The organism is Streptomyces sp. NPDC059861, from assembly GCF_042731435.1.
Classification (GTDB): Bacteria; Actinomycetota; Actinomycetes; order Streptomycetales; family Streptomycetaceae; genus Streptomyces.
Genome location: NZ_JBHWJQ010000023.1, coordinates 43,608 through 69,249, shown reverse-complemented (window position 1 = coordinate 69,249; position 25,642 = coordinate 43,608). Strand labels below are relative to the sequence as shown.

Annotated in this window: 27 protein-coding genes; 20 read left to right on the top strand and 7 right to left on the bottom strand. The window is 72.1% G+C overall.

Features of this window, described 5'->3' with window-relative positions; genetic code table 11:
* Window positions 1-79: 79 nt before the first annotated feature.
* Window positions 80-1,096 carry a serine hydrolase gene (locus ACFV6X_RS21160; protein WP_385385652.1) on the bottom strand — a complete coding sequence of 339 codons (1,017 nt, stop codon included), beginning with the start codon at window positions 1,094-1,096 and terminating at the stop codon, window positions 80-82.
* A gap of 56 nt (window positions 1,097-1,152) precedes the next feature.
* On the opposite strand from ACFV6X_RS21160, the gene ACFV6X_RS21155 reads away from it, so the two are divergent.
* Window positions 1,153-1,884: an SseB family protein gene (locus ACFV6X_RS21155; RefSeq protein ID WP_385385651.1), complete on the top strand. Its 732-nt coding sequence runs from the start codon at window positions 1,153-1,155 to the stop codon at window positions 1,882-1,884.
* An 18-nt stretch (window positions 1,885-1,902) separates the two neighbouring features.
* On the opposite strand, the gene ACFV6X_RS21150 is transcribed toward ACFV6X_RS21155, so the two are convergent.
* Window positions 1,903-2,250 carry a DUF1844 domain-containing protein gene (locus ACFV6X_RS21150; RefSeq protein WP_385385649.1) on the bottom strand — a complete coding sequence of 116 codons (348 nt, stop codon included), beginning with the start codon at window positions 2,248-2,250 and terminating at the stop codon, window positions 1,903-1,905.
* Between the two features lie 388 nt (window positions 2,251-2,638).
* Here ACFV6X_RS21150 and infC point away from each other — a divergent pair, with 388 nt between their 5' ends.
* The 10 genes from infC to ACFV6X_RS21100 all read left to right on the top strand — a co-directional run bounded on the left by infC (window position 2,639) and on the right by ACFV6X_RS21100 (window position 13,513).
* On the top strand, window positions 2,639-3,304 hold the full coding sequence (gene infC, locus ACFV6X_RS21145) for a translation initiation factor IF-3 (RefSeq protein ID WP_385385723.1): 666 nt from the start codon (window positions 2,639-2,641) through the stop codon (window positions 3,302-3,304).
* 112 nt (window positions 3,305-3,416) lie between these two features.
* Window positions 3,417-3,611: a 50S ribosomal protein L35 gene (gene rpmI, locus ACFV6X_RS21140; protein ID WP_003977225.1), complete on the top strand. Its 195-nt coding sequence runs from the start codon at window positions 3,417-3,419 to the stop codon at window positions 3,609-3,611.
* A 97-nt stretch (window positions 3,612-3,708) separates the two neighbouring features.
* Complete coding sequence (rplT, locus tag ACFV6X_RS21135) at window positions 3,709-4,092, top strand: 50S ribosomal protein L20 (protein ID WP_055492778.1); 384 nt, start codon at window positions 3,709-3,711, stop codon at window positions 4,090-4,092.
* 187 nt (window positions 4,093-4,279) lie between these two features.
* Window positions 4,280-5,128, top strand: a complete 849-nt coding sequence (locus ACFV6X_RS21130; protein WP_385385647.1) for a TrmH family RNA methyltransferase — start codon at window positions 4,280-4,282, stop codon at window positions 5,126-5,128.
* A gap of 53 nt (window positions 5,129-5,181) precedes the next feature.
* Window positions 5,182-6,318: an ATP-binding protein gene (locus tag ACFV6X_RS21125; protein ID WP_385385645.1), complete on the top strand. Its 1,137-nt coding sequence runs from the start codon at window positions 5,182-5,184 to the stop codon at window positions 6,316-6,318.
* A 126-nt stretch (window positions 6,319-6,444) separates the two neighbouring features.
* Complete coding sequence (gene pheS / locus ACFV6X_RS21120) at window positions 6,445-7,566, top strand: phenylalanine--tRNA ligase subunit alpha (protein ID WP_365448341.1); 1,122 nt, start codon at window positions 6,445-6,447, stop codon at window positions 7,564-7,566.
* A complete protein-coding gene (gene pheT / locus ACFV6X_RS21115; RefSeq protein WP_385385643.1) occupies window positions 7,566-10,118 on the top strand; it encodes a phenylalanine--tRNA ligase subunit beta in 2,553 nt (850 codons plus the stop codon). The genes pheS and pheT overlap by 1 nt, the downstream gene beginning before the upstream one ends.
* Window positions 10,119-10,333: 215 nt before the next feature.
* Window positions 10,334-11,344 (top strand): PP2C family protein-serine/threonine phosphatase, encoded by a 1,011-nt coding sequence (locus tag ACFV6X_RS21110; RefSeq protein WP_385385641.1) that lies wholly within the window; start codon window positions 10,334-10,336, stop codon window positions 11,342-11,344.
* A gap of 212 nt (window positions 11,345-11,556) precedes the next feature.
* Complete coding sequence (locus tag ACFV6X_RS21105) at window positions 11,557-12,897, top strand: transcriptional regulator (protein WP_385385640.1); 1,341 nt, start codon at window positions 11,557-11,559, stop codon at window positions 12,895-12,897.
* 70 nt (window positions 12,898-12,967) lie between these two features.
* A complete protein-coding gene (locus ACFV6X_RS21100) occupies window positions 12,968-13,513 on the top strand; it encodes an NUDIX hydrolase (protein WP_385385639.1) in 546 nt (181 codons plus the stop codon).
* 1 nt (window position 13,514) lies between these two features.
* Here the strand turns inward: ACFV6X_RS21100 and ACFV6X_RS21095 are convergent, their stop codons facing one another.
* Both ACFV6X_RS21095 and ACFV6X_RS21090 read right to left on the bottom strand, forming a co-directional pair.
* A complete protein-coding gene (locus ACFV6X_RS21095) occupies window positions 13,515-13,772 on the bottom strand; it encodes a hypothetical protein (RefSeq protein WP_385385637.1) in 258 nt (85 codons plus the stop codon).
* Window positions 13,773-13,965: 193 nt separating this feature from the next.
* Window positions 13,966-14,826 (bottom strand): 3-hydroxybutyryl-CoA dehydrogenase, encoded by an 861-nt coding sequence (locus tag ACFV6X_RS21090; protein WP_365451341.1) that lies wholly within the window; start codon window positions 14,824-14,826, stop codon window positions 13,966-13,968.
* A 162-nt stretch (window positions 14,827-14,988) separates the two neighbouring features.
* Here ACFV6X_RS21090 and ACFV6X_RS21085 point away from each other — a divergent pair, with 162 nt between their 5' ends.
* On the top strand, window positions 14,989-16,212 hold the full coding sequence (locus ACFV6X_RS21085) for a glycoside hydrolase family 10 protein (protein ID WP_385385635.1): 1,224 nt from the start codon (window positions 14,989-14,991) through the stop codon (window positions 16,210-16,212).
* A gap of 1 nt (window position 16,213) precedes the next feature.
* On the opposite strand, the gene ACFV6X_RS21080 is transcribed toward ACFV6X_RS21085, so the two are convergent.
* Entirely contained in the window at window positions 16,214-16,414 is a 201-nt protein-coding gene (locus ACFV6X_RS21080; protein WP_365451345.1) for a DUF1918 domain-containing protein, read from the bottom strand.
* Window positions 16,415-16,503: 89 nt separating this feature from the next.
* Window positions 16,504-17,418, bottom strand: coding sequence for a DMT family transporter (locus tag ACFV6X_RS21075; protein WP_385385633.1), 915 nt, complete (start codon window positions 17,416-17,418; stop codon window positions 16,504-16,506).
* Between ACFV6X_RS21075 and ACFV6X_RS21070 the strand changes: the two genes are divergently transcribed.
* The 4 genes from ACFV6X_RS21070 (at window position 17,417) to ACFV6X_RS21055 (ending at window position 20,562) form a co-directional block, all read left to right on the top strand.
* The gene (locus ACFV6X_RS21070; protein ID WP_385385631.1) at window positions 17,417-18,937 is read left to right on the top strand and encodes a PLP-dependent aminotransferase family protein; all 1,521 of its coding nucleotides are present in this window, start codon (window positions 17,417-17,419) and stop codon (window positions 18,935-18,937) included. The genes ACFV6X_RS21075 and ACFV6X_RS21070 overlap by 2 nt on opposite strands.
* A gap of 31 nt (window positions 18,938-18,968) precedes the next feature.
* Entirely contained in the window at window positions 18,969-19,358 is a 390-nt protein-coding gene (locus ACFV6X_RS21065) for a DoxX family protein (protein WP_385385629.1), read from the top strand.
* Between the two features lie 57 nt (window positions 19,359-19,415).
* On the top strand, window positions 19,416-19,853 hold the full coding sequence (locus tag ACFV6X_RS21060; protein WP_385385628.1) for a GNAT family N-acetyltransferase: 438 nt from the start codon (window positions 19,416-19,418) through the stop codon (window positions 19,851-19,853).
* Window positions 19,854-19,968: 115 nt separating this feature from the next.
* Window positions 19,969-20,562, top strand: coding sequence for a histidine phosphatase family protein (locus tag ACFV6X_RS21055; RefSeq protein ID WP_385385626.1), 594 nt, complete (start codon window positions 19,969-19,971; stop codon window positions 20,560-20,562).
* Here the strand turns inward: ACFV6X_RS21055 and ACFV6X_RS21050 are convergent.
* Window positions 20,544-20,987 carry a DUF6314 family protein gene (locus ACFV6X_RS21050; RefSeq protein WP_385385624.1) on the bottom strand — a complete coding sequence of 148 codons (444 nt, stop codon included), beginning with the start codon at window positions 20,985-20,987 and terminating at the stop codon, window positions 20,544-20,546. The genes ACFV6X_RS21055 and ACFV6X_RS21050 overlap by 19 nt on opposite strands.
* 279 nt (window positions 20,988-21,266) lie before the next feature.
* On the opposite strand from ACFV6X_RS21050, the gene argC reads away from it, so the two are divergent.
* From argC to ACFV6X_RS21030, 4 genes are all read left to right on the top strand, one after another.
* A complete protein-coding gene (gene argC, locus ACFV6X_RS21045) occupies window positions 21,267-22,295 on the top strand; it encodes an N-acetyl-gamma-glutamyl-phosphate reductase (RefSeq protein ID WP_385385622.1) in 1,029 nt (342 codons plus the stop codon).
* Between the two features lie 88 nt (window positions 22,296-22,383).
* Window positions 22,384-23,535, top strand: coding sequence for a bifunctional glutamate N-acetyltransferase/amino-acid acetyltransferase ArgJ (gene argJ, locus ACFV6X_RS21040; protein ID WP_385385620.1), 1,152 nt, complete (start codon window positions 22,384-22,386; stop codon window positions 23,533-23,535).
* Window positions 23,532-24,440 carry an acetylglutamate kinase gene (argB, locus tag ACFV6X_RS21035; RefSeq protein WP_365451361.1) on the top strand — a complete coding sequence of 303 codons (909 nt, stop codon included), beginning with the start codon at window positions 23,532-23,534 and terminating at the stop codon, window positions 24,438-24,440. The genes argJ and argB overlap by 4 nt, the downstream gene beginning before the upstream one ends.
* The gene (locus ACFV6X_RS21030; RefSeq protein WP_385385618.1) at window positions 24,437-25,636 is read left to right on the top strand and encodes an acetylornithine transaminase; all 1,200 of its coding nucleotides are present in this window, start codon (window positions 24,437-24,439) and stop codon (window positions 25,634-25,636) included. Before argB ends, ACFV6X_RS21030 begins: the two co-directional genes overlap by 4 nt.
* Window positions 25,637-25,642 lie beyond the last annotated feature (6 nt).

Below are 25,642 nucleotides of genomic sequence, written 5' to 3'. Positions count from 1 at the left end.
GGAACCCCAAGCCCAGACCCCCGTGGCCCGGGACGGACACGACGCCTGCTTCCCCACTCCGATGACATCCTCCGCCCGCTCAGCCGGGCGTCGCGGACGCGGTGGCCCACGCCGGCGCCTCCCCTGGGAACACCGAGACGGCGGCCCGCGCCGCCGACTCCACCAGCGCGATGCCCCTCTCCTTCGTCGTGTTGCCGTCCGACAGCACCGCCACCAGGAAGGCACGGCCGTCGACCGTCACCCGGCCGATGCTGTGGACGTCCCACAGCCCGGTCTCCTTGTGGGGCAGCCAGCCGTTCTTCAGGGCCCACCCGGACGCGCCCCCGGCCGCCGACACCCCCCACCGCTGACCGCGGGTCACCCGCCCCATCAGCTCCTGGACATACGCCCGCGAGGCCGCGCTCAGCTCCGACTCCGCCGCGAACACCTGCCGCAGCAGGGCGAGTTGGTCGGCCACCGTCGTGCTGGTCAGCCCCCACTCCATCCTGCGGCCGCCCTCGGTCCCGGTCAGCCCGAACCGCTCGTTCGCGGCGTCCAGTCCCTCCTCCGCGCCGATGGCGCGCCACAGGGCCGACGCGGAGTCGTTGTCGCTGCGCTCGATCATCGCGGTGGCGTACGACTTCTCCCCCGCCGTCAGTTCCCGCCCGGCGTCCTGCGCCTGAAGCAGCAGCGCCGCCAGGATGTCCACCTTGACGATGCTCGCGGTGCCGAAGGCTGTGTCGCCGTACGCGGCGCTCTGTCCGGACGCCAGGTCCAGCACCGCCACCGACACCTCGGCCCCGTCCTCGACCGGCACGGTCCCCATGGCCCGGGCCAGCGCCGCGTCATGGTCCACCGTCGACCGCGTCACACCTTCCATCCCTGTCTCCCCGCCCATCCCTGTCTCCCCACCCAGCCTTGTCTCCCCGCCCAGCCTTGTCTCCCCGCCCAGCCTTGTCTCCCCGCTCGCCGCCACCGAGGCCGACGGCGTCACGGCCGGCGACAAGGCCCACGTCCCGGGGAGCGCCCACGCCGCACCGCCCGCCGTACCGCCCAGCGCGACGGCGGAGGCAGCGCAGGCGCCGATCAGGGCGCGGCGGACTCCGGGTCGGTCCATACCTCCATGGTGGGCGCCGCGCCGGTCTGCGGCTCCCCCCGATAGGGTCGGTGACCGTGGCGAACAAGAACATTCCCGACCCCGGCTTCTCCGACGACGACGGCTCCGCCGACCCCCGGCTGAGCGCGGCGCTCGCCGCCTGGGCCGAGGACCGCACCGCCGTGGGACCCGTGCTGGCCGCGCTGAAGGGCGCCCGGCTGCTCGTCCCCGTGGTCGCCGTGCTCGGCGAGGTCGAGGAGGACGAGAACGGGCTGCGCCGCGAGAAGACCAGCGACATGGCCGTACCCACGCTGAAGGCAGGCGGCCGCACGGCCCTGCCCGCCTTCACGTCCACCGAGGCGCTGGCCCGCTGGGACGCGCAGGCCCGTCCGGTGGCCGTACCGCTGCACCAGGCCCTCCAGGCCGCCGCGCACGAGAAGGCGGACACCGTCGTGCTGGACCTGGCCGGTCCCGTGCCGTTCGAGCTGACCGGCCCCGCGCTGCTCGCGCTGGCCGAGGGGCGCACGAGCACCGACCCGCTCACCGACCCCGCGGTCGTCGCGGCGGTACGGGACGCCGTGGCCGCCGAGCCCGCCGTGCTCCGCGCCCACCTGGGGCCCGGACAGGCGGACGGCACCCTGGCCCTCGTCCTCGACCCGGCCGCCGCCCCCGCCGAGGCCGCCCGCGCGGTGGCGCGGCGGATGGCCGCCGACGAGACACTGAGGGCCCGCCTGGTGCGCGGCCTCGACCTGGCACTGCTGCCGGCCGGGACCACACCACCGGGCGAGCCCCTGTACGTACGAGGGTGACTCGGCCTGAGGCCGGGATCAGCTGTAGACCGGGCCCGTGTACTTCTCGCCCGGGCCCTGGCCGGGTTCGTCGGGCACGAGGGACGCCTCGCGGAACGCCAGCTGGAGCGACTTCAGGCCGTCCCGCAGCGGGGCCGCGTGGAAAGAGCTGATCTCGGTCGCGCTCCCGTCCAGCAGACCCGCGAGGGCGTGGATCAGCTTGCGGGCCTCGTCCAGGTCCTTGTGCTTCTCGCCCTCCTCGGTCAGACCGAGCTTCACCGCGGCCGCGCTCATCAGGTTGACGGCGACCGTCACGATCACCTCGACCGCGGGGACCTCGGCGATGTCGCGGGTCATGGCGTTGAAGTCGGGCGTCTCTTCACTCATGCCTTTCACCATAGGGGCAGAGGGAGAGCCGGCCCCAGTGGGCCTCGGTTAGCCGATTCCGGCCGAGGCTGCTAACCTTGTGTAACGACCGGTCGGACACGTATGCCTCACCGCACAACGAGCCCGACCTACAAGTGGAGGCTTTCGAACTCCCACCTGACCGCTCATCCGGGCGGCGGGTCACCGGTCAGGCGGTCCTGTCCTCCGTGACGGCACCCGCCCGAAAGTGCGCCCCGCGGTCACCGCGGCGGTCGCTCCGGTTGTTCGAGGAGCCCCCGCCTGTGATCGGCCGGGGCATTTCTTGTGCTTCGGCGCGGTTTGGTCTATCGAACAGAGACGTTACGCGGCTGTCCGCCAGACCGTCGCGTGGTGCTACCGAGGAGGATCCATCAGCGCCGAGCCCCGCATCAACGACCGGATTCGCGTTCCCGAGGTGCGACTTGTCGGTCCCAGTGGCGAGCAGGTGGGCATTGTCCCGCTCGCTAAGGCACTGGAGCTTGCGCAGGAGTACGACCTGGACCTGGTCGAGGTCGCGGCGAACGCCCGTCCGCCCGTCTGCAAGCTCATGGACTACGGGAAGTTCAAGTACGAGTCGGCCATGAAGGCCCGTGAGGCGCGCAAGAACCAGGCGCACACGGTCATCAAGGAGATGAAGCTCCGGCCGAAGATCGACCCGCACGACTATGACACCAAGAAGGGTCACGTCGTCCGGTTCCTCAAGCAGGGCGACAAGGTCAAGATCACGATCATGTTCCGTGGACGTGAGCAGTCCCGGCCCGAGCTGGGCTACCGGCTGCTGCAGCGGCTCGCGGAGGATGTCCAGGACCTCGGTTTCGTCGAGTCGAACCCGAAGCAGGACGGCCGAAACATGATCATGGTTCTCGGTCCGCACAAGAAGAAGACCGAGGCGATGGCCGAGGCTCGCCAGGCGCAGGAGGCCCGCAAGGCCGAGGCGAAGGCCAATCCCGGCAAGTCGCAGAACGCCGCGGACGGCGATATCCCGGCGGACGACGAGATCGCCGAGGCCCCGGCCGAGGCTTCCGCCGAGGCGTGACCCCGGGGGACGCGAGTCCCCAGGACCTAACCGAAACAGAGAGCGACGCTCCACAGTGCCCGGTTTTCGTGACCGGGCACCGGAGCGCCACCGACGAGGAGAGAACGGCGCTATGCCGAAGAACAAGTCGCACAGCGGTGCCAGCAAGCGCTTCAAGATCACCGGCTCCGGCAAGGTGCTCCGTGAGCGCGCCGGCAAGCGCCACCTGCTCGAGCACAAGTCGTCCCGCGTGACGCGTCGCCTCACCGGCAACGCCGAGATGGCCCCGGGCGACGCCGCGAAGATCAAGAAGCTTCTCGGCAAGTGACGTACGGGCGCCACTGAGCGTCGTACGTCTGGACCGGGACCCCATCGATTCCGGGCCGTGTGAGGACAACCACGGCCCCGCTACAAGGAGTTAAAAAGTGGCACGCGTCAAGCGGGCAGTCAACGCCCACAAGAAGCGCCGGGCGATCCTCGAGCAGGCCTCCGGCTACCGCGGTCAGCGCTCGCGCCTGTACCGCAAGGCCAAGGAGCAGGTCACCCACTCGCTGGTCTACAACTACAACGACCGCAAGAAGCGCAAGGGTGACTTCCGCCAGCTGTGGATCCAGCGCATCAACGCCGCTGCCCGCGCCAACGGCATCACGTACAACCGCTTCATCCAGGGTCTGAAGGCCGCGAACGTCGAGGTCGACCGCAAGATCCTGGCCGAGCTGGCCGTGAACGACGCCGGCGCGTTCGCCGCGCTCGTCGAGGTCGCGCAGAAGGCGCTGCCGGCGGACGTCAACGCGCCGAAGGCCGCGTGACGCTGCGCCGGCTCTAGGCCGACGTGACCGAGGACCCGCAGGTGTCAGCCTGCGGGTCCTGCTGTGTCCGCGTGGTCGTCGAAGCCGCGGGTCGCCGGTGGCTGGTCGCGCAGTTCCCCGCGCCCTGTGCAGGTCCACTCGCGCCCGTGATCCGCGGCGCGATCCGTAGTACGAAGGTGAGCTGTACATGCCCCCCGCCAGCCCCGAGCTGATCTCCCCCCGCTGCCCCCGGGTCCTGGCCGCGCGGCGGCTGGCCAAGCGGAACTTCCGGGGGAAGGAGCAGCTGTTCCTCGCAGAGGGGCCGCAGGCCGTGCGCGAGGCCGGGGTGCAGCCGGGGACCCTCGTGGAGCTGTTCGTGACCGTCGAGGCCGCCGAGCGGTACGCCGACGTCGTCGGCGAGGCCCGCGACACCGGCGCCCGGGTGCATCTGGCCTCCGAAGAGGTCATCGCCGACATCTCCACGACCGTGACCCCGCAGGGGCTGGTCGGCATCTGCCGGTTCCTGGACACGCCCTTCGAGGAGATCCTCGCCGCCCGCCCCCGGCTCGTCGCCGTGCTCGCGCACGTGCGGGACCCTGGCAACGCCGGGACCGTGCTGCGCTGCGCGGACGCCGCCGGTGCCGAGGCCGTCGTCCTGACCGACGCGTCCGTCGACCTCTACAACCCCAAGGCGGTGCGCGCCTCCGTGGGGTCGCTGTTCCATCTGCCGGTCGCCGTCGGGGTGCCCGTCGAGCGGGCCGTCGCGGGACTGAAGGACGCCGGGGTGCGCATCCTCGCCGCCGACGGGGCCGGGCGGCACGACCTCGACGACGAGCTCGACAAGGGCACCATGGGCGGGCCGACCGCCTGGGTCTTCGGCAACGAGGCCTGGGGCCTGCCCGAGGAGATCCGCGCCCTTGCGGACGCCGTCGTGCGGGTCCCGATCCACGGGAAGGCCGAGAGCCTGAACCTCGCGACCGCCGCGGCCGTATGCCTCTACGCGTCGGCCCGTGCACAGCGCGCCCCCGGAGGCTGCCGCAGCGTGACCGGGAGCTAGTAGGGTGACCAGCTCGGGGGCCTCCTGCGCCGTCTGAGAGGTGGGGTACGCGGATGAGCGTCGGCACGAGCAGCGCTCCGGGGGGACGGGACGTGCGGCGACCGCCCGCGTCCCGGCAAGGCGATCCCGCCGGGCACGGCATCGACCCCGACGACCTGCCCGACGGCCTCGTCGTCGCCGACGAGAACGGGCACGTGATCTGCTTCAACGCCGCCGCGGAACGCATCACCGCCGTCGCCGCCACCGACGTCCTCGGACAGCCGCTCGACAAGGCGCTGCCCCTGGAGGACCTGGAGGGCCGGCGCTGGTGGCAGCTGACCGACCCCTACGGCGGCCTCGCCATCCGGGTCCGGCAGCCGGAGCGGAACCTGCTGCTGCCGGGCGGGCGGGAGGTGCTCGTCTCGGTGCGCTACGTGCGCGGCGAGCCCACCGGACCCGTCCGCCGCGTCGTCGTCTCGCTCCGGGACACCGAGGCCCGCCGCCGCACCGAGCGCAGCCACGCCGAGCTGATCGCCACCGTCGCCCACGAGCTGCGCTCGCCGCTCACCTCCGTCAAGGGGTTCACGGCCACGCTGCTGGCCAAGTGGGAGAGGTTCACCGACGACCAGAAACGGCTGATGCTGGAGACCGTCGACGCCGACGCCGACCGCGTCACCCGGCTCATCGCCGAGCTGCTCGACATCTCCCGGATCGACTCGGGCCGGCTGGAGGTGCGCCGCCAGCCGGTCGACATCGGCGCCGCCGTCGGCCGGCACATCCAGGCGTACGTCGCGGCGGGCCTGACCGCCGACCGGTTCCTGCTGCGCCTGGAGCAGCCGCTGCCCGCGCTCTGGGCCGACCCCGACAAGATCGACCAGGTGCTCAGCAACCTCATCGAAAATGCCGTGCGGCACGGCGAGGGAACCGTCACCATCGACATCACGCCCGCCGCGTCCCCGCGCGAAGGAGAGGACGCCGGCACATCGGTCACCGTGAGCGACGAGGGCACCGGCATCCCGGAGGAGTCCATGAACCGCGTCTTCACCCGCTTCTGGCGGGGCAGCAAGCGCGGCGGCACGGGCCTCGGGCTGTACATCGTCAAGGGCATCGTCGAGGCCCACGGCGGCACCATCACGGTCGGACGCGCCCCCGACGGCGGCGCGGAGTTCCGATTTACGTTGCCCGTGGCCGCGCCGGCGTATCTCGCCTGACGGCCACGGGCGCATTCGTACACCCCCACCCCGTTAGACTCGGCCTTTGGCACCTTTGTGTCCCACAGACGGCCCATCCAGTCGGTGACGGGGACTTCAGCCAGCCAATCGGAAGCACGGGAAGAGATGTCGGCACCCAATAAGTCGTACGACCCTGTCGAGGTCGAGGCGTTGAAACCGGAAGAGATCGAGCGCATGCGGGACGAGGCGCTCGCCGCCTTCGCCGCCGCAGGCTCCCTCGACGCGCTCCAGGAGGCCAAGGTCGCCCACACCGGCGGCACCTCTCCGCTGGCGCTGGCCAACCGCGAGATCGGCGCCCTGCCCCCGCACGCCAAGGCCGCCGCCGGAAAGCTGGTCGGCCAGGCACGCGGCGCCGTCAACAAGGCCCTGGCCGCGCGCCAGGTCGAACTGGAGGCCGAGCGGGACGCCCGGGTGCTGGTGGAGGAGGCGGTGGACGTCACGCTGCCCCACGACCGGGTGCCCGCCGGCGCCCGGCACCCCCTGACCACGCTCTCCGAGCGCATCGAGGACGTCTTCGTCGCCATGGGCTACGAGGTCGCCGAGGGCCCGCAGGCCGAGGCCGAGTGGTTCAACTTCGACGCCCTCAACATCGGCCCGGACCACCCGGCCCGCGGTGAGGCCGACACCTTCTTCGTGCAGGGCGAGGACGGCGGCTCCGAGTCCGGTGTCGTGCTGCGCACCCACACCTCGCCGGTGCAGATCCGCTCCCTGCTGGAGCGCGACCTGCCGGTGTACGTGATCTGCCCCGGCCGCGTCTACCGCACCGACGAGCTGGACGCCACGCACACCCCGGTCTTCCACCAGGTCGAGCTGCTCGCCGTCGACGAGGGCCTGACCATGGCCGACCTCAAGGGCACCCTGGACCACATGGTCCAGTCGCTGTTCGGCGAGGGCATGAAGACCCGGCTGCGGCCGAACTTCTTCCCGTTCACCGAGCCGTCCGCCGAGATGGACATGGTGTGCTACGTCTGCCGCGGCGACTCCGTCGGCAACCCCGACCGGCCCTGCCGCACCTGCTCCAGCGAGGGCTGGATCGAGCTGGGCGGCTGCGGCATGGTCAATCCGCGGGTGCTCACCGCCTGCGGCGTCGACCCGGAGAAGTACAGCGGCTTCGCCTTCGGGTTCGGCATCGAGCGGATGCTGATGTTCCGCCACAACGTCGAGGACATGCGAGACATGGTCGAGGGTGACGTCCGGTTCACCCGGCCGTTCGGGATGGAGATCTGATGCGGGTCCCGCTTTCTTGGCTGCGGGAGTACGTCGACCTGCCGGAGACGGAGACCGGTCGTGACGTGCAGGCCAAGCTCATTTCGGCCGGTCTGGAGGTCGAGACCGTCGAGCAGCTCGGCGACGGCCTCAAGGGCCCCCTGGTCGTCGGCCAGGTGCTGACCATCGAGGAGCTGGAGGGCTTCAAGAAGCCGATCCGCTTCTGCACGGTCGACGTCGGGCAGGCCAACGGCACCGGCGAGCCCCAGGAGATCGTCTGCGGCGCCCGTAACTTCGCCGTCGGCGACAAGGTCGTCGTGGTCCTCCCGGGCGCCGTGCTGCCCGGCGGCTTCGCGATCTCCGCGCGCCAGACCTACGGCAAGACCTCGCACGGCATGATCTGCTCCAGCGACGAGCTGGGCATGGGCGACGACGGCACCAAGGGCATCATCGTGCTGCCGCCCGAGACCGAGGTCGGCAAGGACGCGATCGAGCTGCTGGAGCTGGTCGACGAGGTGCTGGACATCGCCGTCACCGCCAACCGCGGCGACTGCCTGTCCCTCCGCGGCGTCGCCCGCGAGACCGCCATCGCCTACGGCCTGCCGCTGCGCGACCCGGCCCTGCTCGACGTACCGGCGCCGAACGCCTACGGCTACCCGGTGAAGGTCTCCGAGCCGATGGGCTGCGACCGTTTCACCGCCCGTACCGTCTCCGGGCTGCGCCCCGAGGCCCGCTCCCCGATCTGGCTCCGGCGCCGGCTGCAGAAGGTCGGCATGCGCCCGATCTCGCTGGCGGTCGACGTCACCAACTACGTGATGATGGAGCTCGGCCAGCCGCTGCATGCCTACGACCGCAAGCTGGTCCAGGGCACCATCGGCGTCCGGCGGGCGGCCGAGGGCGAGAAGATCGTCACCCTCGACGGGGTCGAGCGCAAGCTGCACGCCGAGGACCTGGTGATCACCGACGACCGTGGCCCCATCGGGCTCGCGGGCGTCATGGGCGGCGCCGACACCGAGATCGCCGACCTCCCCCAGGCTCTCGACTCCGCTCGGGCAGGGGAGACCCCCGTCACCGAGGGCGCCACGACCGACGTGGTGATCGAGGCCGCGCACTTCGACGCGGTGTCGATCGCGCGCACGGCCCGCCGCCACAAGCTGTCCTCCGAGGCCTCCCGCCGCTTCGAGCGGGGCGTCGACCCGCAGGCCGCGTCGGCCGCCGCCCAGCGCACGGTCGACCTGCTGGTGCTGCTCGCGGGCGGCACTGCCGAGGCCGGTGTCACCGAGGTCATGGCCCCGTCCGCGCCGCACACCATCACCGTCGCGGCCGACCACCCGGACAAGGTCGCGGGCGTCGAGTACGGCCGCGAGACCGTCGTACGGCGCCTCCAGCAGGTCGGTTGTGACGTGTACGGGCAGGACGAGCTGATCGTCACCGTCCCGTCCTGGCGGCCCGACCTCCTGGAGCGGAACGACCTCGCCGAGGAGGTCATCCGCCTGGAGGGCTACGAGAACCTGCCCTCCACGCTGCCCAGGCCCACCTCGGGCCGCGGTCTGACGCACCGGCAGCGGCTGCACCGCCGGGTCGGCCGGGCGCTGGCCGGGGCCGGCTACGTCGAGGCGCCGAACTACCCGTTCGTCGGCGAGCAGGTCTTCGACCAGCTCGGCCTCGACGCCGACGACCCCGCCCGCCGCGTGGTCAAGCTGGTCAACCCGCTCAACGACGAGGAGCCCGCCCTTCGTACGTCGCTGCTGCCGGGCCTGCTCGGCGCGCTGCGCCGCAACGACGGCCGGGGCTCGCACGACCTCGCGCTGTTCGAGACCGGACTGGTCTTCCTCCCGCGCGCCGAGCGCAGCGGCACCGCCGCTCATCTGCCGGTCGACCGTCGGCCCACCGCCGAGGAGATCGCCGCGCTCGACGCCGTGCTGCCCGAGCAGCCGCGCCATGTCGCCGTCGTCCTCGCGGGCGCCCGCGAGCAGGCCGGCTGGTGGGGCAAGGGCCGGCCGGGCGACTGGGCCGACGCGGTCGAGACGGCGCGTACGGTCGCCCGTGAGGCCGGTGCCGAACTCGTCGTGCGCGGCGGCCGGTACGGGCCGTGGCACCCGGGTCGCTGCGCCGAGCTCGTGATCACCCTCGACGGCACCGAGCGGGTCGTCGGCCACGCGGGTGAGCTGCACCCGCGTGTCCTGAAGGCGCTGGGCCTGCCCGCGCGCACCTGCGCGATGGAGCTGGACCTGGACGCCCTGGAGCAGGTCGGGGACGGCACCCCGCAGGCGCCGAGCATCTCCTCCTTCCCGGTGGCCACGCAGGACGTCGCGCTGGTCGTCGAACAGGCGGTCGCGCACGCGGACGTCGAGGCCGCGCTGCGCGAGGGCGCCGGCGAACTGCTGGAGTCCATCCGGCTGTTCGACGTGTACGAGAACGCCGAGCAGCTCGGCGCGGACCGGAAGTCGCTGGCGTACGCGCTGCGCTTCCGGGCCGGGGACCGGACGCTGACCGTCGACGAGGCGTCCGCGGCGCGGGATGCCGCGGTCGCGCTGGCCGCGGAGCGTACGGGCGCGGAGTTGCGCGGCTAGTTCCCTGAGGGGGGCCGCGTCCTGGGCCGGTCACGGGTCGTCCGTGGCCGGTCGCGCGGTTCCCCGCCCCCCTTCGGGGCCTGCCTCGGCAGTACCTCACTCGTTCGGGTGGGATGTCCCGGTGATCTGGTCCTACCGGGCCATGCGGCGACAGAATCGGACCGGCCTTTCGGGGTCGGTCTGCGCTGTCACGGCCTGCATGGGAGGCCACCCGCATGATCCGTATCAGGGCCCTGGGGCTGCCCACGGTGTGGGGTGCCATGGCGATCACGTACAAACTGGCCTGTCCGCTCGCCCAGCAGACCTCCCTGGGCGCGCGGATCGTCACCAGCGCCGTGTTCTTCGCCGTCGGCACCGGCCTCGTCCTCCATGTCCGCCGGACGCTGCTGCGTGAGCTCAGGCAGGCCCGCCGCGTCGCGGGTGCCGCCCAGAGCGCGCTGTTACGGCCGCTGCCCCCACGCGTCGACGGGCTGAACGTCGCCGCGGCCCAGCTGTCCGCCGAACGCGGTTCCTCCGTCGGCGGCGACCTGTACGAGGTGATCGCCACCGAGCACGGCGTGCGGGTCGTGATGGGCGACGTACGGGGGCACGGGCTCGACGCGCTCGGGACGGCCGCCGCCGTGCTGGGCAGCTTCCGCGAGGCCGTGCACGACGAGCCCGAACTCGGCCGGGTGCTGCACAGACTGGACCGCGCGCTGGCCCGGCACCTGCGCGAGCGTCCACGCGTGGAGCAGGCCGAGGAGTTCGTGACCGTACTGCTGCTGGAGATCTGCCCGGACGGAGAGGTGCGGGCGCTCAACTGCGGCCATCCCTGGCCGTACCGGCTCCGGGAGACCGGCGTCGAGCCGCTGGCCCGGACCGAGCCCCTGCCGCCGCTCGGCCCGTTCCCGCTGCCGGCCGACCTGCCCGCCGTACGCCACGGCGAACTCCGCCCGGGCGACGCGCTGTTCCTCTTCACGGACGGGGCCGAGGACGCCCGGGACGGTCATGGCCGGTTCTTCCCGCTGGCGGACGTGCTGACCGAGGCCGACCGCAACGGCACGCTCTTACCGCAGGACGTCCTTGGCGCCGTGTTCACCCGTTTGTTACGGCATACGAGCGGCAACCTTCCCGACGATGTGGCCCTCCTGATACTCCGCAACGAACGCGAACTCCCACGCCCTTCAGGAGCGCGGGGAACCGCGCGACCGGCCACGACGCACGCCCAGCCGACAACGCACCGCTAGCCCACGGGCACCTGCGCAGCCCCCGGCAGGGCCGCCGCACTGTACGAGGGGGAGCCGGCGGCCCGGCCGGCCTCTTTCGAGGCAATTCAGTCAACCGGTTGGAAACTCTCCGCGACAGTGCGCGCACGCTGCGGATGCGCGCACTCCGTTCACACCCCGTGTGAAGCCGGATTCACTACGCTGTCGGCACCGAGCCACCCGGGGGGCCTCCCATGCAGCCCAACACTCTGCTCGACGCGATCCTGGACGAGGCGGGGGTCTCGCACGCCGGTCTCGCGGCCCATGTGAACCAGGCCGGCCGCGCCCGCGGGCTCGCGCTCCGCTACGAACACACCGCCGTGGCCCGCTGGTTGAAGGGCCAGCGGCCGCGCGGTCAGGTGCCCGACCTGATCTGCGAGGTGCTCGCCGCCCGGCTGCACCGCCCGGTCACCCTCGACGACATCGGCCTCGGTGTCCCGGGCCAGGAGGCGATCCCGCACGCCACCTCGCTGTCCGGGTTCGTCGAGCGGGCCACCGCCCTGTGGCGCTCGGACGAACAGCAGCGGCCGCACGTCCTCGGCGCACCGGCGGTGACCGGGACGCCCGCGGTGATGCCGGTGTGGGAGTGGGAGAACCCTCCCGAGGACGTGGACGTCTCCCGCGGCGGCCGGCACCGGGTCACCCCAGCCGACCTCGACATGCTGCGCGCCGCCCGCGCCCACTACGAGCAGCTCTACCGCAAGGCCGGTGGCATAGCGACCCGCGCCCGGATCGTCGGCTTCCTCAACGCCGAGGCGGCGCCGCTGCTGCGGGGCGGCTACACCGACGCCACCGGCCGCCAACTCCACCGGGCCACGGGCGGGTTGGTGGCGATCGCCGGGATCTGCGCGTACGACTCCGACGCGCACGGGCTCGCCCAGCGCTACTTCCACCAGGCGCTGCGGCTCGCCAAGGCCAGTGGTGACCGAGGGCTCGGCGCGTATGTGATCGCGCTGCTGGTCAACCAGTCGCTGTTCATGCGGGAGCACCGCCAGGCCGTCGCGTTCGCCGAGGCCGCGCTGCGCGCCGCCGGCAAGCAGATCACCCCCGCCCTCGCCTCCGATCTGTACGCGATGCAGGCGAAGGCGTACGCGCACCTCGGCGACGGCACGAGCGCCCTGTCCTGCATCCGGCGGGCCGAGCAGGCCGCCGAACGTATCCGGCGCGGCCACGAACCCGACGAGACGGGCTATGTCCAGCCGGGCCTGGTCAACGTCCAGGTGGCGGAGGCGCTGCTCAGCCTCGGTGAGCTGGCCGCCGCCGGGGAGCACGCCGCTGCCGCCGTGGACACCCCGGCGCACGACCGGGGCCGCGTGCACCGGCTCGCCATGCTCAGCACGGTCGAGCTGCGTCAGGGCAACGCCGAGAAGGCGGTGGCCACCGCGGTGCAGATGGCGGAGCAGGCCCGCGGCATGGAGTCCCAGCGGCTGCGCGACAGACTCCGGGCGGTGCGCGAGCATCTGGCGCGCAGCGGTGGCGCGGGCACGGCCGAGGCCGCCGAACTCATCGACGGGGCCTTGCGTGTACCGCTGTAGGCGTTGCTGATACCTGCTGCGGACTCCCTGCTGCGATATTGCCACTTACTCGATGGAAGGTGGCAGAACCGTGCAGTGGACGAAACAGAACGAACAAACTGTCTATGAAAACCGCTGGTTCAGCGTCAACCTCGCGGATGTGGAGCTGCCGGACGGCCGGCACCTCGACCACTTCCTGATACGGATGCGGCCGGTCGCCGTGGCCACGGTGGTGAACGCGGCGAACGAGGTCCTGCTCCTGTGGCGCCACCGCTTCATCACCGACAGCTGGGGGTGGGAACTCGCCGCCGGCGTCGTCGAGGACGGCGAGGACATCGCGCGGGCGGCCGCCCGGGAGCTGGAGGAGGAGACCGGCTGGCGGCCGGGACCTCTGCGGCACCTGATGAGCGTGGAGCCGTCCAACGGACTCACCGACGCCCGGCACCACATCTACTGGGCGGACGAAAGTGAGTACGTCGGGCACCCGGTGGACGACTTCGAGTCGGACCGCAGGGAGTGGGTCCCCCTCAAGGTCGTCCCCGACCTGGTCGCCCGCGGCGAGGTCCCGGCCGCCAACATGGCGGCCGCGCTGCTGTTGCTGCACCATCTCCGGCTGGGCCAGGACACCTTGCCCTGATCTACCGTCCCAGCGCCTGCCAGAGGGACACGACCAGGGCGCCCACGGCCGTGACGGCCGCGACCGACGGCAGCGGCCAGCGGGCGTGTTCCAGGGTGACGAGCCGGGTGTTCACCTCGTCCAGTTCCTTGGTCGTCTCCTCGGTGCGGTGACTGAGCAACGCCAGCCCGCCCTCGACCCGTGCGTACGCCACGTCTAGTCGGCGCCGTAACTCTGCGAGTTCACCGTGGACGACGGAATGCTCCGGATCGGCGGTCACGAACCGCTCCTTTCCGTAGTCGAATCACATCCTTTGCATGCGCACCACGAGTCAACTCGCCTGGTGGGCGCGTGGGGAGCGTGTGCGCGGGGCATATGCGTGCCCGGCGTGCACACGGTGTGTGAATGCCGCGGGCCCGGCACCGGAAGACCGGAGCCGGGCCCGCGCTTGGCCGAAAACCTACCGACTGTAATCAGCCGTACGTGTAGAAGCCGGAACCGCTCTTGCGGCCCAGCCGGCCCGCGTCGACCATCCGCTGGAGCAGCGGGGGAGCGGCGTACAGCGGTTCCTTGTACTCCTCGTACATGCTCTGCGCCACCGAGGCCACCGTGTCCAGGCCGATGAGGTCGGACAGCTTCAGCGGGCCCATCGGGTGGGCGCAGCCCATCTCCATGCCGTTGTCGATGTCCTCGCGGCTGGCGATGCCCGACTCGAACATCCGGATCGCGGAGAGCAGGTAGGGGATCAGCAGCGCGTTGACCACGAAGCCGGATCGGTCCTGGGCGCGGATGCTGTGCTTGCCGAGGGTCTTCTCGGTGAACAGCTGGGCGCGGCCGAGCGTGCCCTCGGAGGTGGTCAGCGCCGGGATCAGCTCGACCAGCTGCTGCACCGGGGCCGGGTTGAAGAAGTGGATGCCGATGACCTGGTCGGGGCGCGAGGTGGCGACCGCCAGCTTCACCAGCGGGATGGAGGAGGTGTTCGACGCGAGGATGGCGTCCGGACGGGTCACCACCTGGTCGAGCACCTGGAAGATCTCGGTCTTGACCTGCTCGTTCTCGACGACGGCCTCGATCACCAGGTCGCGGTCGGCGAACTCGCCGAGGTCGGTGGTGAAGCTCAGGCGCGCCTGCGTGGCGTCCCGCTCCTCCTCGCTGATCTTGCCGCGCTCGGCCGCCTTGGACAGGGAGTTGAACAGCCGGGTACGGCCGATCTCCAGGGCCTCGCCGGTGGTCTCGGCGACCTTCACGTCCAGTCCGGCGCGGGCGCACACCTCGGCGATGCCCGCTCCCATCTGGCCGCAGCCCACCACTCCGACGCGCTCGATGTCGGTCACATCGTCCCCTTCGCTGACTCGGCAGGTCCGCCCGGTTCGGTGCCTGCTCCGTTCGTGCACGTTACCCGTAAGTATCGATGATCGATCGCACGGGTGGGGGCATGCTGTGCCGCGGAGACGATCCGTGACCGAGTTCATGCGCAGAGTACAGGGGTGTTTTCCATGGGACGGCTGTCACGCCGGGCGTTCGCGCTGGCCGCACTGTCGACGCTGGCCACGGCGGGCGACGCGGGGGCGGCCTCCGCGCGGCGGCCCCGCGCCACCACCGAGATGCGGGGCGTGTGGCTGGCCACCGTGGGCAACCGCGACTGGCCCTCGCGCACCGGCCTGTCCGCCGCCGTGCAGCGCGCCGAGCTGCTCGCCCACCTGGACGCGGCGGCGCGGCGGCGGCTGAACACCGTGATCCTCCAGGTGCGGCCGACGGCCGACGCGCTGTGGCCGTCGCCGCACGAGCCGTGGTCGCAATACCTCACCGGTACCCAGGGCCGCGACCCCGGCTGGGACCCGCTCGGCACCGCCGTCGCCGAGGCGCACGCCCGGGGGCTGGAGCTGCACGCCTGGTTCAACCCGCTGCGGATCGCGACGCACACCGACCCCAGCCGCCTCGTCGCCTCCCACCCGGCCCGGCGGCACCCCGACTGGGTGGTGCGCTACGGGGGGAAGCTCTACTACAACCCGGGACTGCCGCAGGTCCGGACGTTCGTGCGGGACGCGATGCTGGACGCGGTGGCGCGCTACCCGGTCGACGCCGTCCACTTCGACGATTACTTCTACCCGTACCCGGTCGCCGGCCAGACCTTCGACGACGACGACGCCTACGACGCCCACGGCGGTGCCTTCCCGAGCCGCGCCGCCTGGCGGCGCGACAACATCGACCGGCTGGTGCGCGACACCGCCACCCGCATCGAGCAGATCCGCCCCGGCACCCGGTTCGGGATCAGCCCGTTCGGGGTGTGGCGCAACGCCTCCACAGACCCGCGCGGCTCGGACACGCGGGCGCTGCAGTCCTACGACGACGTGTATGCGGACACCCGCAAGTGGGTCCGGGAGAACTGGATCGACTACATCTGCCCGCAGCTGTACTGGCACATGGGCAACGCCGCCGCCGACTACGCCAAGCTCGTCCCCTGGTGGGCGCAGGTGGCGCGGGGCACCAAGACGCAGCTGTACGTGGGGGAGGCGCTGTACAAGGCGGGTGACCAGGCCCAGCCGGCGGGCTGGCAGGACCCGGCGGAGCTGTCCCGGCACCTGACGTACGCCCGCGACCATCCGGAGGTGCGCGGGCACGTCTACTTCGCGGCCCGGGAGGTGGCACAGGACACCCACGGGGCCATGGCGCGGGTGGTCGCCGACCACTACCGGCAGCAGGCGGCGCCCCCGCGCTGAATCACCGCCCGGTGGTGGTTTCCCTGTGCCGGATCTCGGTGTCGGGTCCCGGTGAGCACAGCCCCTCGTGCCCGTCCTGGAAGCGGACGCGGTACGGGGGTTCGCCCTTCTGGCCCAGCACTTCGACGATCTCGCCGACCTTGTCGTGCTGTCCGACCACCCTGCCGTGCTGGACAAGCTGGTCGCCCACGATTGCGCGCATCTGGGGCCTCCTCACGATGTGCGGGAGCAGCGGTCCTCGACGTTGAGTCTACGGCGGACAGCCCCGGCCGGTACCGGTGCGAACGCCGCTCAGCCTCGCGCCCGTTGCGTGACGGCGATGCAGACGAGCACGGCCGCGGCCGTCAAGGGGGCGGCCACGGTCAGCTGCTCGCCCAGCAGCAGCACCGACCACACCAGTGTGAGCAGCGGCTGGGCCAACTGCAACTGGCTGGCCTTGGGGATGCCGATGGCCGCCATGCCCCGGTACCAGACGACCAGACCCAGGAACTGCGAGCCCGCCGCGACCCACAGCACGCCGGCCACGCTGTGGAAGGTGAGCTGTACGGGCTCGAACGACAGGGCCGCCACGGCGGCCGGCACGGTGAGCGGCAGGCACAGTGCCAGCGCCCAGCCGATCACCTGCCAGCCCGGCATGACCCGCGCCAGCCGCCCGCCCTCGGTGTAGCCGGCCGCGCACACCAGCAGGGCCGCGAAGAGATAGATGTCGGCGGTAGACAGGGCGCCGCCGCTCTGCTGGACCGTGAACGCGAGCACCGCGGCCGCGCCCGCGAGCGCCGCCACCCAGAAGGTGCGGGACGGGCGGGTGCCCACGCGCAGGGCGGACATCAGCGCGGTCGTCAGCGGCAGCAGGCCCACGACGACGGCGGCGTGCGCGGTGGTCGACGTCTGCAGGGCGAGCGTGGTGAGCAGCGGGAAGCCGACGACCACCCCGCCGGCGACGACCGCGAGGCCCGCCCAGTGCCGCCGGGCGGGCAGCGGAACACGCAGGCTCAGCAGACACACCCCCGCGATCAGCGCCGCGAGCACGCTCCGCACGGCGACCAGCGACCAGGGGCCGAAGCCTTCCAGGCCCCACGCGGTGGCCGGGAAGGTGAGGGAGAAGGCGGTGACGCCGAGGGCGGCCTGGAGGGTGCCGAGAGAGGCCTTCGGCCGGCCGTTCACCGCTATCCGGCTCGGTGCGATAGCGCTACTCTGTGTCTTCATGCAACAGAGTAGCAGCGTCGGTGACCTGGCCAACCAGCTGCGACGGGAACTCAACCACTACTCTCCCGGTGGAAAGCTCCCGTCCAGCCGGGCACTCGTGGAGCGGTTCCGGGTGAGCCCGGTGACCGTCTCCCGGGCCCTCGCTCAGCTCGCCGCCGAGGGGCTGGTCGTCACCCGGCCGGGCGCCGGTGCCTTCCGGGCCCGGCCACGCTCCGGGGACGCTCCCTTGGGCGACACCTCGTGGCAGGAGGTCGCGCTCAGCGCGGACGCCGCCGCGGAACTCGTACCGCGCACCGTGGACGCCTCCGGGGTCACCGTCTCGCTCGCCGTGCCGCCGCCGGGGGTGATCGAGTTCAACGGCGGCTATCTGCATCCCTCGCTCCAGCCGGAGAAGGCCATGGCGGCGGCGCTGTCCCGTGCGGGCCGGCGGCCGGGCGTGTGGGGGCGGCCGCCGCTGGACGGGCTGCCGGAGCTGCGCGAGTGGTTCGCGCGGAGCATCGGCGACACGGTCACCGCCGCCGAGGTGCTGATCACGTCGGGCGGTCAGTCGGCGCTCACGACGGCCCTGCGTGCCCTGGCCCCGCCCGGCGCCCCGGTCCTCGTGGAGTCGCCGACGTACCCGGGCATGCTGGCGATCGCCCGGGCGGCGGGCCTGCGCCCCGTGCCCGTGCCGGTGGACGCGGACGGCGTGAAGCCGGCGCTGCTCGCCGACGCGTTCCGGGCCACCGGGGCCCGGGTCTTCATCTGCCAGCCGCTCTTCCAGAACCCCACCGGCGCGGTGCTCGCCCCGCAACGGCGCGGGGAGGTGCTGCGCATCGCGCGGGACGCCGGGGCGTTCGTGGTCGAGGACGACTTCGTGCGGCGGCTGGTGCACGCGGACGCCGGGCCGCTGCCGCGTCCGCTGGCCGCCGACGACCCCGACGGTGTGGTCGTGCACGTCTACTCGCTCACGAAGGTGACCTCGCCGAGCTTCCGGGTCGGCGCCCTGGTGGCACGCGGGCCCGTGCTGGAGCGGCTGCGGGCCATCCAGGTGGTCGACACGTTCTTCGTGCCCAGGCCCCTGCAGGAGGCGGCTCTGGAGCTCGTCGGCTCGCCCGCCTGGCCCCGCCATCTGCGCACGGTCTCGACGGAGCTGAAGGCCCGCCGGGACGCGATGACGGCGGCGCTCGCCCTGCACGTGCCCGAGCTGGTGCTCCCGCACATCCCCTCGGGCGGCTACCAGCTCTGGCTCCGCCTTCCCGACGGCACCGACGAGTCCGCGTTCACGGCGGCCGCTCTCCGCGCCGGGGTGGCCCTCGCCCCCGGCCGCCCCTACTTCAGCGCCGAACCCCCGGCGAGCCACGTCCGCCTCAGCTTCGCGGCGGTGGCGGGGGTGGGGGAGGTCACGGAAGGGGTGCGGCGGTTGCGGGCGGCCTGCGAAGAGATCCTCCAGCTCTGCCCGGAGGGATCCGCCAGGCATCTCCGGCGTGTCCCCCGGGTCATGGGGAAGGGTGGACACACGGAGCCTACCGTCCAGTAACATCGCCGCCACGTCATCCCTAGGAGGCACCGTGGCCCGGTCAAAGCGTTCGCCCCTGTTGCTCGCCGGCGTGCTGGCGACCGCCGGAGTGGCGCATTTCGTCGCCCCGCGACAGTTCGACGCGATCGTGCCCCGGGTGATCCCGGGCTCGCCGCGGGCGTGGACGTACGCGAGCGGCGCCGTGGAACTCGCCCTGGCGGCCGGGCTGGCCCTGCCCCGGACCCGGCGGGCCACCGCGCGGGCCGCGACGGCGTTCTTCGTCGGAGTCTTCCCCGCGAACGTCCAGATGGCGGTGGACTGGCGCCACCGGCCCGCACCGCTGCGGAACGCGGCCTACGCGCGACTGCCGCTCCAGGTCCCGCTGGTGCTGTGGGCGCGGAGCGTCGCCCGCGACGGGCGCTCCGGCACGTCCGGCTCCTGAGGGGCGGCCGCCGAAAACCCCTCGACCTCCGCTCCCGCCACCTGCGAGCCTCCCGGCATGAATGCTGTGCCGAACCTCGCAGAGGGATACGAGTTGTCCGCCGACACCGCGCGCATCGACGCCGAGCGGGTGCACCGCTGGCTGTCGGGTGACGCCTACTGGGCGATCGGGCGAGCGCGCGAGACGCAGGACGGGGCCATCGCCGGGTCGCTCAACTTCGGCGTGTACGAGACCGTTTGCAGGGATCAGGTCGCCTATGCGCGAGTCATCACCGATCGGGCCACCTTCGCCTGGCTCTGTGACGTGTACGTCGATCCGTCGGTGCGCGGCAAGGGCATCGGTACGGCGCTCGTCGCAGCCGTGCGGGAGCACCTGCGGGAGTACGGCGTGCGCCGCGTGCTGCTGGCGACGCAGGACGCGCACGGCGTGTACGAGAAGGTCGGTTTCGCGCCATTGGAGCGGCCACAGGAGTGGATGGCGCTGTATTTCGATTGAGTTGTCCGACTGATCCCGCGCTTCCGGCGCCGCGGGGGGAGCTGTTTCGCGGCGCCTCCATAACCCCCGGGTAACGCCTCTTGACCTGCCCACTCTCCGGGCGCACGATCCCCGCATGGCACTTCGGGTCACGTTCGTCGCCGCAGCGCGCAGCGCCCCGCTGCTCGCGGAACGTTTCGAGGACGACCGGCCGCTGGACCAGGCGGGCTGGGACGAGGTGCAGCGCGTCGCCCGCGATCTGATGCCGCTCGCGGCGGCCGAGCTGCGCTACTGCTCGCCCACACCCCGCAGCCGGTCCACCGGTGACGCCCTCGGGTACGCCCCGCTGGCGCAGCTCGCCCTGCGCGACTGCGACATGGGGCGGTGGCGCGGGCTCACGCTGGGGGAGGCGATGGCCCGGGAGCCGGAGGCGGTGGACGCCTGGCTCGCCGACCCCCGCTCCACACCGCATGGCGGTGAGGCACTGCTGACGTTCATCGGGCGCGTCGGCCACTGGCTGGACACCCGGCCCCTGGAGGACGGCGGCCGGATCGTCGCCGTGGCCGAGCCCTCGGTGATCCGCGCGGCCCTGGTGTACGCGTTGAAGGTGCCGCCCTCGACGTACTGGAGCATCGACGTCTGCTCCCTGTCCACGACCACGGTCACGGGCCGCGCGGGGCGCTGGAACCTGCGACTGGAGAGCAGCCCGGCTCAGCCCACGCGCGTGTAGTCCGTCGTCAGCACCAGGTCCTTCGCCGGGCCACGCACCCGCCACACCGACCGCCAGCGGTCCCCGTCCCGGACGGTGAATTCGCCCCGGTACAGATCGGCCGAGCACGGGTGGTCGGCGACGTACGAGCCGGTGGTCAGGTCGAGGTCGTGGAAGGGACGGCCGTCGGCGAAGCGGACGTCCGCCGTCCCGTGCCTCGCTCCGGGCAGGTAGCGCAGCGTCCGCTCGGCCGGCCGGGCCACGCCCCGCCAGACGAAGGTGCCGGCCTCCTCGTGCAGCAGACCGCCGCCCTCCAGGGGCCCGAAAGCCGTCGTGCCGTCGAAGTGCCCCTCGTCCCCGCTCGCGAGATCCCGCACCGACCGTCGGACCTGCCAGTGCCCGGCCAGATACGCCAGCACCTCCGGCACCGGCCAGAACTCGCCCATCCCACCCCTCTTCCGTCCCGTCCGTCCTCGCGCGGGCCTTTGAGGCGCCTGCGCACCCTTCCCATCCTGCCGTTCGAAGGGGGTACGCGGCGCGGCGGGGGAGGGCGGGGCCGGGTGGCGGTGATCCCGCGCTTTTCCAAAGGTTCGGCCGGGCGCCCCCTGGCCGTCACCGGTAGCGGGGGAGGTGGCTGGATCGTGCGGTCCGATGGCGTGGCCCGGGACTGGGATTGCATAAACGTGCAGCGAAACGTATAGTCATGCCATTGAGGAGGAGGGTCCATGACGGTACGTGCGGCAGTGGCCGGAGCGAGCGGATACGCGGGCGGAGAGCTGTTGCGTCTGCTCCTGGCGCACCCCGAGATCGAGATCGGCGCCCTGACCGGCCACACGAACGCCGGCCAGCGGCTGGGCGCGCTCCAGCCGCATCTGCCGCCGTTGGCCGACCGGGTGCTGAGCGAGACGTCGGCCGAGGCGCTCGCGGGCCACGACGTGGTGTTCCTCGCGCTGCCGCACGGGCAGTCCGCCGCTGTCGCCGAGCAACTCGGCCCGGCGGTGCTCGTCGTCGACATGGGCGCCGACTTCCGGCTCAAGGACGCCGGTGACTGGGAGAGGTTCTACGGCTCCCCGCACGCCGGCACCTGGCCCTACGGCCTCCCCGAACTGCCGGGTGCCCGCGCCGCGCTGGAGGGGTCCAAGCGCATCGCGGTGCCCGGTTGCTACCCGACGGCCGTCTCCCTCGCGCTGTTCCCGGCGTACGGCGCGGGTCTCGCCGAGCCCGAGGCCGTGATCGTCGCCGCGTCCGGCACCTCCGGCGCGGGCAAGGCGCCCAAGCCGCATCTGCTCGGCTCCGAGGTCATGGGCTCCATGTCCCCGTACGGCGTCGGGGGCGGCCACCGGCACACCCCAGAGATGATCCAGAACCTCAGCGCGGCGGCCGGCGAGCGGGTCTCCGTCTCCTTCACGCCGACCCTGGCCCCGATGCCGCGCGGGATCCTCGCCACGTGCACCGCCGCCGCGAAGGCGGGCGTCACCGCCGAGTCGGTCCGCGCCGCCTACGAGAAGGCCTTCGCCGACGAGTCCTTCGTCCGTCTGCTGCCCGAGGGCCAGTGGCCCGCCACGGCGTCCGTCCACGCTTCCAACGCCGTTCAGGTGCAGGTCGCGTACGACGAGGCCGCCGGCCGGATCATCGCGATCAGCGCCATCGACAACCTTACCAAGGGCACCGCGGGCGGTGCCGTCCAGAGCATGAACCTCGCCCTCGGACTCCCCGAGGCGCTGGGCCTTTCCACGATCGGAGTCGCACCGTGAGCGACGCACGCGCAGCCGCGGGGCTGCAGACGACGACCATGGCCGCACCGGTGCGCCGCACGGGCGGAGTAGCGAACGAGGAGTCGCAGTGAGTGTCACGGCAGCCAAGGGATTCACGGCGGCCGGTGTCGCCGCCGGGATCAAGGAGAACGGCAACCCGGACCTGGCCCTCGTGGTCAACGACGGGCCCCGCCGCGCCGCCGCGGGCGTCTTCACCTCCAACCGCGTCAAGGCCGCGCCCGTGCTCTGGTCCGAGCAGGTCCTCAAGAGCGGCCAGGTGTCCGCCGTCGTCCTCAACTCCGGTGGCGCCAACGCCTGTACCGGCCCGAAGGGCTTCCAGGACACGCACGCCACCGCCGAGAAGGCCGCCGAGGTGCTCGGCAGGGGCGCGATCGAGGTGGCCGTCTGCTCCACCGGCCTCATCGGTGTACTGCTCCCGATGGACAAGCTGCTCCCCGGCGTCGAGACGGCCGCCGCCCAGCTCTCCGAGCACGGTGGTGAGAAGGCCGCCATCGCCATCAAGACCACCGACACGGTCCACAAGACCTCCGTCGTCACCAAGGACCGCTGGACCGTCGGCGGCATGGCCAAGGGCGCGGGCATGCTCGCCCCGGGCCTCGCCACCATGCTCGTCGTCCTCACGACGGACGCCGACCTGGACAGCGCGACCCTCGACAAGGCGCTGCGCGCCGCCACCCGGGTCACCTTCGACCGCGTCGACTCTGACGGCTGCATGTCGACCAACGACACCGTCCTGCTGCTCGCCTCGGGCGCGTCCGGGGTCACCCCGGACCACGAGGAGTTCGCCGATGCCGTACGGCAGGTCTGCGACGACCTCGGGCAGCAGCTGATCCGCGACGCCGAGGGCGCCAGCAAGGACATCAAGGTCGAGGTGATCAACGCGGCGGCGGAGGACGACGCCGTCGAGGTGGGCCGCTCGATCGCCCGCAACAACCTCCTCAAGTGCGCGATCCACGGCGAGGACCCCAACTGGGGCCGCGTCCTGTCCGCGATCGGCACCACGTCCGCCGCGTTCGAGCCCGACCGGCTGAACGTCGCCATCAACGGCGTCTGGGTCTGCAAGAACGGCGGTGTCGGCGAGGACCGCGAGAAGGTGGACATGCGCTACCGCGAGGTGCACATCGTCGCCGACCTCGCCGCCGGATCCGAGACCGCCACGATCTGGACCAACGACCTCACCGCCGACTACGTCCACGAGAACAGCGCCTACTCCTCATGACCACGACGCGTAAACACACCGCGCTGCCCAAGGCGCAGATCCTCATCGAGGCACTGCCCTGGCTGACCCGGCACCACGGCAGGACGGTCGTCATCAAGTTCGGCGGCAACGCCATGGTGAACGAGGACCTGAAGGCCGCCTTCGCCCAGGACGTAGTCTTCCTGCGGCACGCAGGCCTGAAGCCGGTCGTCGTGCACGGCGGTGGCCCGCAGATCAGCGCCGCCCTCGACCGGCACGGCATCGTCAGCGAGTTCAAGGCGGGCCTGCGGGTCACCACCGAGGACGCCATGGACGTCGTGCGCATGGTGCTGGCCGGTCAGGTGCAGCGCGAGCTGGTCGGCCTGCTCAACCAGCACGGGCCGCTCGCCGTCGGCATCACCGGCGAGGACGCCCACACCATGACCGCCACCAAGCACCAGCCCCGGATCGACGGCGAGCTCGTCGACATCGGGCGGGTCGGCGAGATCACCGAGATCGACACGGGCGCGATCGAGGCACTGCTCGCCGACGGCCGGATCCCGGTCGTGTCGTCGATCGCCCGCTCCCAGGACGACGGACATGTCTACAACGTCAATGCTGATACGGCGGCTGCGGCACTCGCTGCTGCGCTGGGCGCCGAGACCCTCATGGTCCTCACCGACGTCGAGGGCCTCTACGAGGACTGGCCCCACAGCGACGAGGTGATCAGCCGCCTCACCGCCTCCCAGCTGGAGAAACTCCTGCCGGAGCTGTCGTCCGGCATGGTGCCGAAGATGGAGGGCTGTCTGCACGCCGTGCGCAACGGCGTCACGACCGCCCGCGTCATCGACGGCCGGGTCCAGCACTCGATCCTGCTGGAGATCTTCACCGACGAGGGCATCGGCACGATGGTCGTGCCGGACGCGCAAGAGGGGGATGCCGTATGAGTGCCAACCAGGAACTGACCGCGCGGTGGCAGGACGCGCTCATGAACAACTACGGCACCCCGCGACTGCCGCTGGTACGCGGCGCGGGCGCGCGGCTGTGGGACGCCGACGGCAAGGAGTACGTCGACTTCGTCGGCGGCATCGCGGTCAACGCGCTCGGGCACGCGCACCCCGCGGTCGTCGAGGCGGTCAGCAAGCAGATCGCGTCCCTCGGGCACGTCTCCAACCTCTTCGTCGCCGAGCCGCCCGTCGCGCTCGCCGAGCGGCTCCTCCAGCTGTTCGGCCGGGACGGCAAGGTCTACTTCTGCAACTCCGGCGCCGAGGCCAACGAGGGCGCCTTCAAGATCGGCAGGCTGACCGGCCGGACCCACATGGTCGCCACCGAGGGTGGCTTCCACGGCCGCACCATGGGCGCCCTCGCGCTCACCGGCCAGCCCGCCAAGCAGACGCCGTTCCTGCCGCTGCCCGGTGACGTCACGCACGTCCCGTACGGCGACGCGCAGGCGCTGGCCGCCGCGGTCACCGAGGAGACGGCGCTGGTCGTCATCGAGCCGGTGCAGGGCGAGAACGGCGTCGTGGTCCCGCCCGCCGGCTATCTGAAGGCGGCCCGCGCGATCACGGCCGCGACCGGCTCGCTGCTGGTGCTCGACGAGGTGCAGACCGGCGTCGGGCGGACCGGACACTGGTTCGAGTACCAGGCCCACGAGGGCGTCCTGCCGGACGTCGTCACGCTCGCGAAGGGTCTCGGCGGCGGCCTGCCGCTGGGCGCCACGGTGGCGTTCGGGCGGGCTGCCGAGCTGCTCCAGCCCGGTCACCACGGCACGACCTTCGGCGGCAACCCCGTCGCCTGCGCGGCCGGACTCGCCGTGCTCGACACCATCGAGAACGAGTCACTGCTGGAGAACGTCAAGCGGCAGAGCGAGAGGTTGCGGGAAGGAATCGAGTCCCTGAACCATGGATTGATCGACCATGTCCGGGGTGCGGGCCTCCTCCTGGGTATCGTGCTCACCAAGCCGCTCGCGCCGCAGGTCCAGCAGGCGGCCCAGGACGCCGGTCTCCTGGTGAACGCGCCCGCCCCCGATGTCGTACGGCTCATGCCGCCGCTGAACCTCGGCGACGACGAGGTGGAGGCGCTGCTCCGGGCGCTGTCCGGTGTCCTCGACGCAAGTCACGGGGACGGACGAGCCGGAGAATGAGACGAC

Excerpts from the sequence above, each read along its gene's own strand:
- ACFV6X_RS21160 (WP_385385652.1), bottom strand. The coding sequence starts at position 1,096 with ATGGACCGACCCGGAGTCCGCCGCGCCCTGATCGGCGCCTGCGCTGCC.
- ACFV6X_RS21150 (WP_385385649.1), bottom strand. The coding sequence starts at position 2,250 with ATGAGTGAAGAGACGCCCGACTTCAACGCCATGACCCGCGACATCGCC.
- rpmI (WP_003977225.1), top strand. The coding sequence starts at position 3,417 with ATGCCGAAGAACAAGTCGCACAGCGGTGCCAGCAAGCGCTTCAAGATC.
- ACFV6X_RS21130 (WP_385385647.1), top strand. The coding sequence starts at position 4,280 with ATGCCCCCCGCCAGCCCCGAGCTGATCTCCCCCCGCTGCCCCCGGGTC.
- ACFV6X_RS21125 (WP_385385645.1), top strand. The coding sequence starts at position 5,182 with ATGAGCGTCGGCACGAGCAGCGCTCCGGGGGGACGGGACGTGCGGCGA.
- pheS (WP_365448341.1), top strand. The coding sequence starts at position 6,445 with ATGTCGGCACCCAATAAGTCGTACGACCCTGTCGAGGTCGAGGCGTTG.
- pheT (WP_385385643.1), top strand. The coding sequence starts at position 7,566 with ATGCGGGTCCCGCTTTCTTGGCTGCGGGAGTACGTCGACCTGCCGGAG.
- ACFV6X_RS21110 (WP_385385641.1), top strand. The coding sequence starts at position 10,334 with ATGATCCGTATCAGGGCCCTGGGGCTGCCCACGGTGTGGGGTGCCATG.
- ACFV6X_RS21105 (WP_385385640.1), top strand. The coding sequence starts at position 11,557 with ATGCAGCCCAACACTCTGCTCGACGCGATCCTGGACGAGGCGGGGGTC.
- ACFV6X_RS21085 (WP_385385635.1), top strand. The coding sequence starts at position 14,989 with ATGGGACGGCTGTCACGCCGGGCGTTCGCGCTGGCCGCACTGTCGACG.
- ACFV6X_RS21080 (WP_365451345.1), bottom strand. The coding sequence starts at position 16,414 with ATGCGCGCAATCGTGGGCGACCAGCTTGTCCAGCACGGCAGGGTGGTC.
- ACFV6X_RS21070 (WP_385385631.1), top strand. The coding sequence starts at position 17,417 with ATGCAACAGAGTAGCAGCGTCGGTGACCTGGCCAACCAGCTGCGACGG.
- ACFV6X_RS21075 (WP_385385633.1), bottom strand. The coding sequence starts at position 17,418 with ATGAAGACACAGAGTAGCGCTATCGCACCGAGCCGGATAGCGGTGAAC.
- ACFV6X_RS21060 (WP_385385628.1), top strand. The coding sequence starts at position 19,416 with ATGAATGCTGTGCCGAACCTCGCAGAGGGATACGAGTTGTCCGCCGAC.
- ACFV6X_RS21055 (WP_385385626.1), top strand. The coding sequence starts at position 19,969 with ATGGCACTTCGGGTCACGTTCGTCGCCGCAGCGCGCAGCGCCCCGCTG.
- ACFV6X_RS21050 (WP_385385624.1), bottom strand. The coding sequence starts at position 20,987 with ATGGGCGAGTTCTGGCCGGTGCCGGAGGTGCTGGCGTATCTGGCCGGG.
- argC (WP_385385622.1), top strand. The coding sequence starts at position 21,267 with ATGACGGTACGTGCGGCAGTGGCCGGAGCGAGCGGATACGCGGGCGGA.
- argB (WP_365451361.1), top strand. The coding sequence starts at position 23,532 with ATGACCACGACGCGTAAACACACCGCGCTGCCCAAGGCGCAGATCCTC.
- ACFV6X_RS21030 (WP_385385618.1), top strand. The coding sequence starts at position 24,437 with ATGAGTGCCAACCAGGAACTGACCGCGCGGTGGCAGGACGCGCTCATG.